General features: G+C 38.6%; 15 protein-coding genes. 10 read left to right on the forward strand and 5 right to left on the reverse strand.

The genetic code is table 11. The features are described 5' to 3' along the window. Window positions 1–59: 59 nt before the first annotated feature. The 5 genes from SK086_RS12005 to SK086_RS12025 form a co-directional block, all read right to left on the reverse strand. Window positions 60–434 (reverse strand): DUF4258 domain-containing protein, encoded by a 375-nt coding sequence (locus SK086_RS12005; RefSeq protein WP_290875933.1) that lies wholly within the window; start codon window positions 432–434, stop codon window positions 60–62. 64 nt (window positions 435–498) lie between these two features. Then, window positions 499–1,692, reverse strand: a complete 1,194-nt coding sequence (locus tag SK086_RS12010) for an alanine dehydrogenase (protein WP_290875931.1) — start codon at window positions 1,690–1,692, stop codon at window positions 499–501. Between the two features lie 106 nt (window positions 1,693–1,798). Further along, window positions 1,799–2,206 (reverse strand): tRNA (adenosine(37)-N6)-threonylcarbamoyltransferase complex ATPase subunit type 1 TsaE, encoded by a 408-nt coding sequence (gene tsaE, locus SK086_RS12015; RefSeq protein WP_290875929.1) that lies wholly within the window; start codon window positions 2,204–2,206, stop codon window positions 1,799–1,801. Window positions 2,207–2,332: 126 nt separating this feature from the next. Beyond that, a complete protein-coding gene (porX, locus tag SK086_RS12020; protein ID WP_290875927.1) occupies window positions 2,333–3,886 on the reverse strand; it encodes a T9SS response regulator signal transducer PorX in 1,554 nt (517 codons plus the stop codon). Between the two features lie 151 nt (window positions 3,887–4,037). Continuing rightward, the gene (locus tag SK086_RS12025; protein WP_290875925.1) at window positions 4,038–4,241 is read right to left on the reverse strand and encodes a YgaP family membrane protein; all 204 of its coding nucleotides are present in this window, start codon (window positions 4,239–4,241) and stop codon (window positions 4,038–4,040) included. A gap of 132 nt (window positions 4,242–4,373) precedes the next feature. On the opposite strand from SK086_RS12025, the gene SK086_RS12030 reads away from it, so the two are divergent. From SK086_RS12030 to SK086_RS12075, 10 genes are all read left to right on the forward strand, one after another. After that, complete coding sequence (locus tag SK086_RS12030; protein ID WP_324691911.1) at window positions 4,374–5,006, forward strand: Crp/Fnr family transcriptional regulator; 633 nt, start codon at window positions 4,374–4,376, stop codon at window positions 5,004–5,006. A gap of 126 nt (window positions 5,007–5,132) precedes the next feature. Continuing rightward, on the forward strand, window positions 5,133–6,551 hold the full coding sequence (locus SK086_RS12035) for an MBL fold metallo-hydrolase (protein WP_324691912.1): 1,419 nt from the start codon (window positions 5,133–5,135) through the stop codon (window positions 6,549–6,551). A gap of 6 nt (window positions 6,552–6,557) precedes the next feature. After that, window positions 6,558–6,761 (forward strand): hypothetical protein, encoded by a 204-nt coding sequence (locus tag SK086_RS12040; protein ID WP_324691913.1) that lies wholly within the window; start codon window positions 6,558–6,560, stop codon window positions 6,759–6,761. Then, entirely contained in the window at window positions 6,754–7,059 is a 306-nt protein-coding gene (gene trxA / locus SK086_RS12045; protein ID WP_290875917.1) for a thioredoxin, read from the forward strand. The genes SK086_RS12040 and trxA overlap by 8 nt, the downstream gene beginning before the upstream one ends. Before the next feature lie 6 nt (window positions 7,060–7,065). Then, window positions 7,066–7,335, forward strand: a complete 270-nt coding sequence (locus tag SK086_RS12050) for a heavy-metal-associated domain-containing protein (protein ID WP_324691914.1) — start codon at window positions 7,066–7,068, stop codon at window positions 7,333–7,335. Next, window positions 7,332–7,526 carry a DUF6132 family protein gene (locus SK086_RS12055; protein WP_324691915.1) on the forward strand — a complete coding sequence of 65 codons (195 nt, stop codon included), beginning with the start codon at window positions 7,332–7,334 and terminating at the stop codon, window positions 7,524–7,526. The genes SK086_RS12050 and SK086_RS12055 overlap by 4 nt, the downstream gene beginning before the upstream one ends. 5 nt (window positions 7,527–7,531) lie before the next feature. Further along, a complete protein-coding gene (locus SK086_RS12060) occupies window positions 7,532–8,131 on the forward strand; it encodes a class I SAM-dependent methyltransferase (RefSeq protein ID WP_324691916.1) in 600 nt (199 codons plus the stop codon). Between the two features lie 88 nt (window positions 8,132–8,219). Further along, window positions 8,220–8,420 (forward strand): hypothetical protein, encoded by a 201-nt coding sequence (locus tag SK086_RS12065; RefSeq protein ID WP_290875909.1) that lies wholly within the window; start codon window positions 8,220–8,222, stop codon window positions 8,418–8,420. A 137-nt stretch (window positions 8,421–8,557) separates the two neighbouring features. Continuing rightward, window positions 8,558–9,865, forward strand: coding sequence for a TolC family protein (locus SK086_RS12070; RefSeq protein WP_324691917.1), 1,308 nt, complete (start codon window positions 8,558–8,560; stop codon window positions 9,863–9,865). Between the two features lie 35 nt (window positions 9,866–9,900). After that, the gene (locus SK086_RS12075; RefSeq protein WP_324691918.1) at window positions 9,901–10,986 is read left to right on the forward strand and encodes an efflux RND transporter periplasmic adaptor subunit; all 1,086 of its coding nucleotides are present in this window, start codon (window positions 9,901–9,903) and stop codon (window positions 10,984–10,986) included. Window positions 10,987–11,012: the final 26 nt, after the last annotated feature.

An 11,012-nucleotide genomic window follows, 5' to 3' on the forward strand; every position in this document is an offset into this window, starting at 1 on the left:
TTTCTCACTACATAAAAAAAAGGGTTGTCATTGCGACAACCCTTTTTTTATTATGCTATTTATTTTTTTGTAATGTCTTTTAAAACGGCTTTGTTGGAGTAGTTGATGACTTTTAAAACGATGGGTAAGTTTTGTTTTGTCTTTCCTTCTATGATATATACTTTTCCGCCTTCTAAGGGTTTGTTACTCATATCAAAATCTACATCGCCGTGAGTTAGTGTGGCTTTAATGTCGGCGGTATCAACCCATTTTTCATTTAGTTTTTTGGTAGCCAAACTGTCGTAATGAAAAGGTTTGTTCCTCAGATCGTTCAGCACCCTGGCGTTGGGGAAATAGTTGCATCGGGTATCTTTGCCGCTCCAAATTAAGACCACAAAAAACATCCCGATACTAAAGCCTACCAAATAGTAAGCAAATCGTTGATAAAACTTCATAATTGATTCTTTTCAGCAAAAGTAATCAATGTTAGAGTTACAGTAAATAGTGTAGCGGATTATTTTAAAAGACAATCAAATTAATGTCGTTGTCCGGCAAGTTAAACCAATCGCCTATGGCTTTGTTGGTCAAGATACCGTGGTAGAGGTAAACACCGTTTTTCAAACCTTTATTGCATCTGATAGCGCTTTCTAATCCGCCGTCTTCTGCAATTTGTAACAAATAAGGTGTAATAATATTACTGATGGATAACGATGCTGTTTTAGAATAACGAGACGGAATATTCGGAACGCAATAATGAATCACGTTGTTTTTAATAAAGGTAGGCGATTCATGTGTAGTTACTTCCGAAGTTTCAAAGCAACCACCGGTATCAATGCTCACATCCACGATAACTGCTCCTTTTTTCATGTGTTCCACCATGGTTTCGGTTACTACTACCGGACATCGATCTTTACCACGCATCGCACCTACCGCTACATCACATCTTCTTAATGCTTTGAGCAACGATTTGGGTTGTATAGTTGACGTAAAAATTCTTTGGTTTAAATTGTTTTGTAAACGACGCAATTTGGTAATAGAGTTGTCAAATACTTTGACACTGGCTCCTAATCCTAAGGCTGTTTTAGCCGCAAATTCACCCACCGTTCCGGCACCTAAAATAACTACATCGGTTGGCGGTACTCCGGTAATGTTCCCTAAAAGTAAACCTTTGCCGAATTCGTTGTTAATCATCAACTCGGCAGCAATCAAGACAGAAGCAGTACCGGCAATTTCACTCAACGATTTTACAGCAGGATAAGAACCATCTTCGTCTTTAATGTATTCAAAGGCCAAAGCGGTTACTTTTTTCTTGGATAAGGCTTCGAAATATTCTTTTTTTCGGGTTTTTAATTGGATGGCCGAAATGACAATCGCATTCTGGTTCACCATACCGATTTCTTCTATCGTTAAAGGTTCTACCTTTAAAATCATCGGGCAACTGAACACTTTTTTGGTATCGTTGGTAATGATGGCTCCGGCATCGCTGAACTCTTTATCGGTATAACTCGAACTCAGTCCGGCTCCGGCTTCAATCATCACTTGGTGTCCGTGTGAGGTTAGTGAATTCACCGCATCCGGCGTTAAGCAAATACGTCTTTCTTGGTAAGAAGTCTCTTTGGGAATTCCTATGAAAAGGTCGCTTTTGTGACGAAAGATTTCTAACTTTTCCTCTTGCGGCAGCAATTGTTGCTTGGTGAATGGGGTTAACGACATAACGGAACAATGAATTTAGCTCGAAAGTACGAAAAAAATAGCAATGTTAATATCAAAAATTATCATAAGTCTAATAGAATATTGCCATTGTCATTGTTTCGCATTGTCAACTCAATCTCAAAATTCTTTTGCCGTCAGGTGCTGTAGTAAGGTCAATAGTCGAGTAGTTATCCGGAAGTAAATTCGGAATCTTTTCAGCCCATTCAATAAAGCACCAATGTCCGGAATACAAATACTCGTCGATGCCCATATCTAAGGCTTCGGCTTCCGATTTCAATCGGTACACATCGAAGTGATAAACGTATTGGTTACCATCGGCTTGGTATTCATTTACCAATGAAAAAGTCGGACTGCTGGTAGTGTCTTTTACGCCTAAAGTTTTCGCCAAAGCTTTGATCAAAGTGGTTTTGCCCATGCCCATTTGACCATTAAAAATAATCACTTTGTGTGGGTTTTCGGCTATGATTTTTTGAGCGACTTCTTGTATTTCGTTAATTGAAAAGATGATTTCCATTACTATGCTTTTTGGTACTAGATAAATGGCCAATGCGCCTGCCGGCTTTTTCGCTAACCCGAGGCCCGCTTAGCGGGACGAATTGAACGAAGTTAAACAGTCCTAGACTGTTTTTAACGCTCGGCCCTATTTCGGATTAAATACTAAAAACGGTACAATCATTTCTTCTAGCGAAATACCTCCGTGTTGGTAGGTATTGCGGTAGTAACTCACATAATGATTGTAGTTGTTTACATAGGCCAAAAATAAATCATTCTTTGCAAAAATGTAAGAGCTACTCATGTTAATCGTTGGCAGACCTATTTTTTTAGGATCTTTTACGGCATAAACGTCTTTGTCTTCATAAGTCAAACTGCGACCGGTTTTGTAGCGTAAGTTCAAACTGGTGTTTTTATCGCCGATTACTTTCGAAGGATTCTTAACGTTTATGGTACCGTGATCGGTAGTGATGATTAGCTTAAAACCTAACTTTTGGGCTTGCTGAATGATTTCCAGCAAAGGCGAATTTTTAAACCAACTCAACGTAAGTGAACGATACGCTTTGTCATCGGAAGCCAATTCTTTTACCACATCCATTTCGGTTTTGGCGTGCGACAGCATATCAACAAAGTTGTAAACCACCGTTACCAGTTGGTTGTCTTTAAGTGCTTTAAAATTATCCGCTAGTTTTTTCCCGCCGGCCAAATTGGTAATTTTAAAGTAATCTTGTTTGATATTGAGGCCTAAACGTTTCAAATGAGCCGTTAGGAAGTCAGCTTCATGCATATTTTTGCCGCCTTCGTCGATATCATTTTTCCAATATTGCGGAAATTGTTTTTCCATTTCCAGCGGTGTCAATCCGGAGAAAATTGAATTTCTGGCATATTGCGTCGCTGTTGGTAAACTGGCGTAATACGGGATTTCTTTTTCCAATTTGTAATGATTGGCCACCACACTTTCCATGGCTTTCCATTGGTCGTAGCGCAAATTATCAATCACCACAAACAAAACGGGCTTGTCTTTTTTGACCAACTCCGGGACTACCAATTCTCGGAATAGGGTATGAGATTGTATGGGTTTATCAGCCTTGGGATCGAACCAATTTTCGTAATTGCGCTCAATGAATTTTCCAAATTGTACGTTGGCTTCTACTTTTTGGCTTTCCAAAATTTCAAACATACTTTGGTCGTTGATGTTTTCCAATTCCAATTCCCAAAACAATAGTTTTTTATATAATTCTACCCAGTCTTCGTAGTTGTTTACCATAGCCAATTCCATAGCGATTTTGCGGAATTCCTTCTGGTAATCCAAAGTGGTTTTCTCCGAAATCAATCGCGAATGGTCGAGGTTTTTTTTCAAACTCAACAAAATCTGATTCGGATTTACCGGCTTAATCAAATAGTCAGCAATCTTAGAACCAATCGCTTCTTCCATGATATATTCTTCTTCACTCTTGGTAATCATAATCACCGGTGTGGAAGATTTTTTCTCTTTCATCTCCGATAAGGTTTCGAGTCCGCTCATACCGGGCATGTTTTCATCCAGGAAAACGATGTCAAAATTACCGTCTTCATAGGCGTCAATGGCATCTCGACCATTGTTATAAGTGGTAACTTGGTAGTTTTTACTTTCTAAAAATAAGATGTGCGGTTTGAGTAAATCAATCTCGTCATCCACCCAAAGTATTTTGATTTTGTCCATGTATCGTAGTTATTTTGGTGCAAATTACTATTTATAAAACGCAGTAGTATTAAAATTATTATAAAATCTTAAAATCTTTTTCCAAGTATTTCCTAATAAAAAATGCCGCCTAAGGCAGCACTTTCTAATGTAACCCAATACATTAAATTACTCACTTGGTTTTACAGGTGTTGATGCCTAAGAGCGGATATAACGGACAAAAGCTCACCAAACTGGTTAGTAAAAATACCGTACCAAAAGCCAGCAAGACATAGCCCAAAGTGCCGCTTACCGTGCCCGAAAAATACAGATAGGCGAATACAGCAGCCAAAATGACCCTAATGCCGCGATCTAAAGTTCCCATATTTTTTTTCATAGTTGTAAGTATAAGTCGTTGATTAATAATGTGTAAATGAATGGTAAATGTAAAAAAGATAAATTTCACTATACATGATTTTTATCATATCCTTTTTTAGTCGAAATTTACCAAACTAAAAGTACCTTACTCATGATTGACCTCCTCAAAGAAAACTACGGATTTATTTTTGAAGAAAAATTACTTGAAGAAATTGCTCAAGTTTCTACTTTGAGAACCTTTGAAGAAGGAGATATATTAATCGATTTTGGCGATTACATCAAGTTTATGCCTTTGTTGCTTTCGGGTGCTATTAAAATTCTTCGTGAGGATTTCGATGAAGGAGAATTGTTGCTTTACTTTTTAGAAAAAGGTGATACTTGTGCCATGACGATGGCTTGTTGTTTGGGAGAAACCAAAAGCGAAATCCGAGCCGTTGCCGAAACCAAAGGTGAAGTTGTGATGATACCCGTAGCCAAAATGGAAGAGTGGTTGGGCAAATACAAAAGTTGGCGCAACTATGTTTTCAACAGCTATAACAATCGCTTGAAAGAAATGTTGATGGCCATCGATAATTTGGCTTTTATGAATATGGATGAAAGGCTTTATAATTATCTTTTAGACAAAGCCCAAATCAATAAATCCGATTTTATTCAAAATACCCACCAGGAAATTGCGTACGACTTACACACTTCGCGAGTGGTGATTTCCCGATTGCTGAAAGCCTTGGAGAATGAAGGAAAAATCAAGCTCCATCGCGCTTCTATAGAACTGGTTCGCAGCTAGTTTTTACTGTGTAACTTTTGATACCGACTAAAGCTTTTTTAGGTTCTAATTTTGTAATCGATTAACTGATAATTATCATTTCCATTCTTAGTTTGGAAAGATACTTTTGAGGTAAATCTGAAAAACATGAAACTAGAACAAATTTATACCGGATGTTTGGCCCATGCCGCTTACTATTTAGAGTGTAATGGCGAAGTTGCCATTTTTGATCCTTTGCGCGAGGTACAACCTTATATTGATCGCGCCCAAAAAGACAACGCTAAAATCAAATACGTTTTTGAAACGCATTTCCACGCCGATTTTGTGTCGGGACACTTGGATTTAGCAAAAAAGGAAAAGGCTGTAATTGTTTACGGACCAACCGCTAAACCGGGTTTTGATGCTTTGGTAGCCGATGACAATCAAGTTTTTGAAGTCGGACAATGTAAAGTGAAAGCCATTCACACGCCCGGCCATACCATGGAAAGCACGACCTATTTGATTATCGATGAAAACGGAAAAGAACACGGAATCATCACCGGAGATACTTTATTTATAGGCGATGTTGGTCGACCTGACTTAGCGCAACACGTGGTGGCTGATTTGACACAAGACAAGTTAGCGCGATTGTTATACCATTCATTGCGAGAAAAAATTATGCCGTTGTCGGATGATTTAATTGTGTATCCGAATCACGGTGCCGGTAGTGCTTGTGGAAAAATGATGAGCAAAGAAACGACCGATACTTTAGGCAATCAAAAAAAGACCAATTATGCTTTGAATCCGAATTTAACGGAAGACGAATTTGTATTAGCGCTGTTGACCGGCTTAACCACGCCACCGGCTTATTTTCCTAAAAATGTATTAATGAACATTCAAGGCTATGAAAGTTTGGAAACGGTGATGCATCGCGGACAAAAACCATACGATGCTAAGTCGTTCGAAATAGTAGCCAACGAAACAAAAGCACTGATTTTAGATACCCGAAAAGCAGCTGATTTTGCAGATGGATTCATTCTTAACAGTATCAACATTGGTTTGGAAAGTAATTTTGCAATGTGGGTAGGCGAATTGATTCCCGATTTACAACAAGAAATTCTCCTTGTGGCCGAAAACCATGAGAAAGTAGAAGAAGCCATCATCCGATTGTCTCGTGTGGGTTACGATCACGCTATTGGTTATTTGGAAGGTGGATTTCAAGCCTGGGTGAACGCCGGAAAAGAAGTAGATACAGTCAACAGAATTACAGCTGATGATTTGGCTATATTAGAAGAAATTCACCTGACTCCGGTTTTTGATGTAAGAAAGAAAAGCGAATTTGCTTCAGAACATTTGGTGCAGGCAGTCAATATTCCTTTAAATGAAATAAGCCAACGTCTATCAGAGTTCCCGAAAGATAAACATTTTGTACTGCATTGCGCCGGCGGTTACCGCAGTATGATTGCCGCTTCCATACTAAAACAAAGAGGATATGATAACTTTGTAGATGTGATTGGCGGATTTAATGAAATCAAGTTGACCAACTTACCAATCACGGATTACGTTTGTCCAACCACTTTATTGTAAAATAATATGAAGAAAATCTTGCTTACCAATTGGCATTTAATGCGCTATTTCAGACTGGCGTTCGCTTTGTTCTTGTTTTTTCAAGCGTATGAAACCCAACAATGGTTTTTTATTGCCTTTGGTTGCTTCTTCTTATTTCAAGCGATTTTCAATTTGGGTTGCGGCCCTAGCGGATGTAATGTAACTTATAAAAATCAAAAAGATGAATAGCAGTTTCGACCAATTAATCCATTCGGATAAACCGGTGTTGATTGATTTTTTTGCCACTTGGTGCGGACCGTGTCAAATGCTTGGACCCGTATTGAAAGAAGTAAAAGACCAATTAGGAGATAGCGTTTCTATCATCAAAATAGATGTGGATAAGAATCAGGAATTAGCGGCGATGCAACAAGTGAGAGGCGTGCCGACCATGATGTTATTTCAAAACGGCAAACAGCTATGGCGGCAATCCGGACTGTTATCGAAAGAAGAAATTATCAAAAACATACTCGAGAAATCTAATAATTAGAGGGTTATGGAACAACAATTTGAAGTAGAAAACATTAAGTGCGGCGGCTGTATGAACAGTATTAAAACGGCCTTACTTAAATTGGATGGCGTTACCGATGTAAGCATCGATAAGGAAATCGATACCGTTACGGTTACCGGAACAATAATTCGCGAGGATTTGATAAACAAACTCAACGATTTGGGATATCCCGAAAAGGGCAACAATACGTTAATTCGCAAAGCCAAATCGTATGTGAATTGTGCCATTGGCCGAATGTCGGAAACTGAATCATGAGTAAAAAAGCATTAATCATTACCGGTGTTGGCGTTATCATTGGGGCAATGGGCGGTTATGCTTATTATCATTTTATTGGTTGTGCCTCTGGAACTTGTGCTATTACCTCCAAACCATTGAATGCCACTTTATACGGTGGTTTGATGGGTGGCTTATTGTTCAATACTTTTGTCCCTAATCCAAAAAAATAACCATTATGATTGATTTTTGGAACGAACGTTACGCAGAAGAAGAATATGCTTATGGTTGGCAACCCAATGCATTTTTTAAAGACTCCATTGCTGAAATTCCTAAGGGGAAAATACTTTTTCCTGCCGAAGGCGAAGGTAGAAATGCCGTTTTTGCAGCCCAACTAGGATATGAAGTGTATGCTTTTGATATCAGTAAAGAAGGTAAAATCAAAGCCGACAAATTAGCTCAAAAGTATGATGTTACCTTAGATTATAGAGTCGGTAATCTTGAAGCACTCAACTATCCCGAAAATTATTTCGATGCTGTAATCTTAATTTATGCGCATGTTCCTGCAGAAGTCAGAACCGCATTTTGTCAACATTTACTTCGCTTACTCAAACCCAACGGCCAAATCATATTTGAAGGCTTTAGTCAAGAACAGCTTAATTATACTTCAGGTGGCCCAAAAAACAGCGAGATGCTTTTTTCCGAATCGCAAGTCAAACATGATTTTCCTAATGTTGCCTTTGATTCCCTATCCACAGAAGTTATAAGTCTTGACGAAGGTAAATACCACCATGGATTAGGATCTGTAGTACGTTTCAGGGCTAGAAAGTTAAGTTAGTTTTAAGTTAATTTTTTAGTTCTCAATAAATTTAAACAGTACATTTGAGTATTGTAAAAAAAGTTAAACCCTTAAAATATTTATAAAAATGAAAAAATTAGTTTATGCCTTTGCCGCCGTTGCGCTTATGTTTTCAATGACTGTTAACGCTAATAACGGCGAACCAAAGCAAAAAAAGAAAAAAGCTAAAACGGAAAAATCTTGCTCTACTGAAGAGAAAAAAGAATGCAGTACCGAGAAAAAAGCCGGCTGTTGCGCTGCTAAAAAAGCAGATGAGAAAAAATCATAATTTAAGTTCTTGTAACTTGTCAAACGCTTCCCAAAAGGAGGCGTTTTTTTTAGCCTTACCCTCTGTAACAATTGTAACTGTACACGCTTTTTCGGCGTTTTACTTTTGCTTCATAATTCAGATAAACTATGATGAATATGAGCAAACTATTTGTAACACTGGGATTTGTATTCCTTTCCGCTTTTGGATTCAGTCAGGATACGTTGACGATTTCCAAAAGCGATTTGAAACAAAAACTCGCTGACAAAAATCTGCAACTCCAAATCGCCCGAAAAAATTACCAATCGGCTAAAGCAGATTACCAACAATCCAATGCACTCTTTTTGCCCAACATTACTGCATCTTACACCGGAATGGCTACTACCAATCCGCTGATGGCTTTTGGTTCCAAATTAAATCAGGAAATCTTAACCCAATCCGATTTCAATCCGGCCTTGCTAAACGATCCGAATACCACTCAAAATTTCGCGACTAAAATCGAAATCCAACAACCGTTAATCAATATGGACGGTGTTTTTGGTCGACAGGCTGCCAAAGCCAAAATGGAAGCTTTTCAATTGCAAACACAGCGCACGGAGGAATATTTAACCCTAGAGGTTTCCAAAGCGTATATGAAACTGCAATTGGCCTACAAAGCGGTTAACGTTTTGGAAAAAGCAGAATCCACCGCTAAAGCCAATTTAAAACTGGTAGACAACTATTTTAAACAAGGCTTGTTACAAAAAACCGATGTTTTAAATGTACAAGTTCGTGTAAATGACATTACAAATCAACTGCAATACGCTAAGAGTAATGTCCAAAATGCTTCAGATTATTTAGCGTTTTTAATCAATGAAGATACCCAAGGCAAAACCTTCAAGCCTGCAGAAGCTTTAGACAATACAATTAAAGTTGAAGTTGTTGATTGGCAATGGTCAGACAATAGAAAAGATATTCAAGCGATGCAAAAATCTTCAGAAGCTTACCAAAAAATGCTAACGATGAGCAAAATGAGTTTCTTACCAAGATTGAATGCTTTCGGAAGTTACGAGTTGTACGACCGTCAGTTTTTAGGAACTGCAGCCAAAGGTTATTTGGTTGGAGCACAATTGTCGTGGAATGTTTTCGACGGCTACAAATCCATTGGTAAACTTGACAAAGCCAAAGCCGATTACCAAAAAGCAAGCCTCGAAACGGAGCAATACAAAAAGCAAAGCCAACTCGAATTCAACAAAACCAATCGACAACTAAAAGATGCCGAAAACAAAGTTGGTTTGTCACAATTGGCCTTCGAACAAGCGCAGGAAGCGTATCGCATTCGCCAAAACCGATTTGCCCAAGGCTTAGAAAAAACTACTGATTTATTGGTTTCCGAAACCCAAATGATTCAGAAAGAATTGGAGCATTTGCAAGCGGTTTTTGAATACCAATTTACACAGGAGTATTTGACTTTTTTAACTAAGTAGTATTAAGATTTAAGACAATTATAAAACAGAACAATATGAATAATAAAATAATAACAACACTATTGCTGTCGGCTTTCCTATTCCTTTCTTGCGGAAAAGACCAAAAAGAAATTACTGAAAACACACCGGCTATTCCGGTAAAAATGAGTGGAAATTCAGTTTCAACTAACCCTTCTTTTGTAACGGCCAGTGGTAAAATCGAAGCCGAAAACAGTGCTAATGTCAGTACCCGAATGATGGGTTATGTGACCAAAGTGCACGTTAAAGTAGGACAGAAAGTCAATGCCGGTCAACTTTTGGTCAGCATCAACAACACCGATTTACAAGCGAAAAAAGCCCAAGTGGAAGCTTCTATCTTGCAAGCGACTGCGGCTTTTAACAACGCTAAAAAAGACTACGAAAGATTTACCGTTTTGTTCAACCAACAAAGTGCTTCTCAAAAAGAGTTAGACGATATGACGTCGCGCTACGAAATGGCTAAAGCCGGATTGGAAGCCGCCAAGCAAATGCGAAACGAAGTCGTGGCGCAATTCGGTTACAGCAATATCATCGCACCGTTTTCCGGAGAAGTGACCAACACCTTTGTCAAAGAAGGCGATATGGCTAATCCGGGAATGCCGCTGGTAAGTATCGAAGGCGCTTCACACTTACAAGTAACTGCGATGGTTTCGGAAAGCGATATTGCGAACATTCAAAACGGAATGGCGGTGAAAATTTTAGTAAAATCCATCAACAAAACAGTCACCGGAAAAGTGACCGAATTAAGTAGTTCCGCTAAAAACACCGGCGGTCTATATTTGGTGAAAATCAACTTAACCCAAACAGACAAAGCCATTTTATCCGGCATGTTTGTGAATGTCCAATTTCCGTTAGCTAACAAAACACTAACTACTGTTATATCTGATAAAGTTTTAGTACCCGAAAGCGCCTTGGTCAAACAAGGTCAACTCACCGGAATTTACACAGTCGGAAACGGGAATACAGCCATTTTAAGATGGTTGCGCATTGGCAAAACCTTTGACAATCAAGTAGAAGTCTTGTCGGGATTATCGGCTGAGGAACCATACATTGTCTCTGCCGAAGGGAAATTATTTAACGGCGCTAAAGTTTCTATCCAATAGATTCTGAAAATCTAACAATCCAACAA

Source organism: Flavobacterium cheonhonense, from assembly GCF_035671315.1.
Taxonomy (GTDB): domain Bacteria; phylum Bacteroidota; class Bacteroidia; order Flavobacteriales; family Flavobacteriaceae; genus Flavobacterium; species Flavobacterium cheonhonense.